Here is a 1,568-nt window from a genome sequence, read left to right on the forward strand (position 1 = left end):
TCGCCGTTGTCACGGCCGGTGTGTTGCAGGCACATCGCCGGTTTCTGGCCGCCGCTCTGGCGCCGATCGTCTCCAGCGTGGTGGTGGCGGTGACGTTCGTCGCCTTCGCCTACGTCTTCCGAGGCGGGGACCGCAATGATCTGGACGCTCTCGACCGGCGCTCGGAACTGGTGCTGGCCGGTGGGACGACGCTCGGCGTGATGTTGCTGGCTCTCACCACGTTCGTGCCGATGCTGATGCGCGCGACCGGCCTGCGCCCGACGCTGAGCTTCCCACCTGGAGTGGCCCGACGGGCGGCGGGCCTCGCCGGCGCCGGCGTCGCCACGCTGGCGGCGCAGCAGCTCGCGATGCTGATGTCATTCGTGATGTCGAACGAGCACGCCGGCACTGGGGGAGCGGTGACCTACCAGAACAGTTGGATGGTCTATCTGCTGCCCTATGCGGTGCTCGCCGTGCCCATCGCGACTGCCGCCTTCCCGCGGCTGAGCACCTATGCCGAGAGCGATCCCCAGGCATACGCGCGCACGCTGGCTACGTCGACCAGGGCGGTACTGACGGCCTCGGCGTTCGGCGCCGCCGTCCTGATCGCGACGGCATGGCCGGTCGCGCGCTTCTTCGCCCTGTTGGATCGAGGCGACGTCGGCATCGAGCGGATGGCGTGGGCGTTGATCGCATTCGCTCCAGGGCTGCTCGGCTACGGCCTGGTGGCGCACCTCGGACGTGCGCTCTACGCACGCGGCCGCGGCCGGATCGCGGCTACGGCGATGGCCAGCGGATGGCTGCTCGTCGTCGTCCTGGTTGCGGCGCTGGCCGCTGTCGTCGCGGAGGAACGGGTGACCGCGGCGCTCGGCGCCGCCCATTCGATCGGAATGACCTTGGCCGGGATCCTCCTCCTGCGTGCCATCGCGGCCGACTCTGGCCGGACCGCGCTTCAGGGGATCGGACGGGCACTGGCCAGCGTGGTCACCGGGGCTGCATCTGGGGGAGCGGTCGGTTGGTGGCTGTCGACATTACTACCTGATAAAGGAACCGGAGCGGTCGTCCTCTCTGGCGTACTATCGGCACTTGCGGCTGTGGTCGTGGCGGCAGGCGTCATCGTGATGACTGACCGCAAAGCTTTGGTCGCTGTGCTGAGAAGATGATGAGTGGGACTCATCGGATGCGGCGTTACACGACTATCGTGAGGGGTCACGTTGCGACGGGTCATGAGGGGTATGTGGGTGGAAGAACGACGGGTCGGAGGTCCCGGTGACAACAAGGGTGCCGGTGAAGCGAGCGAGACATCCCTGCCTGGCTCGCGCAGCGCAGGACGGAGGCGCACCGCAGAGTGCGCGTCGACCGGCGGCACCAGTGTGGTCCCTGATGCAAAGGCCCGCACGTTGATTGTGACCGGGCTTCTCACGAAGCGGGAACAGCAGAGGTGGCTCCGATGCGTGTGACATTGGTGCTGTCGACGAGTAGCGGAGGCGTCGGCAGGCACGTCCGCTCGGTCGTCGATCGTCTGCCGGCGCTCGGCGTCCATCCGCACGTGATCGCGCCGGCCGCGACGGGCGAGAACTTCGGGTTCT

Annotated in this window: 1 protein-coding gene; it reads left to right on the forward strand. The window is 68.0% G+C overall.

The genetic code is table 11. From position 1 onward, the window contains the following. On the forward strand, positions 1-1,142 hold a 1,142-nt coding region (locus ELR45_RS21305; protein ID WP_165367984.1), incomplete at its 5' end, for a lipid II flippase MurJ. Between the last annotated feature and the right edge of the window lie 426 nt (positions 1,143-1,568).

It is taken from the genome of Phytoactinopolyspora endophytica (genome assembly GCF_004138495.1).
GTDB lineage: Bacteria > Actinomycetota > Actinomycetes > Jiangellales > Jiangellaceae > Phytoactinopolyspora > Phytoactinopolyspora endophytica.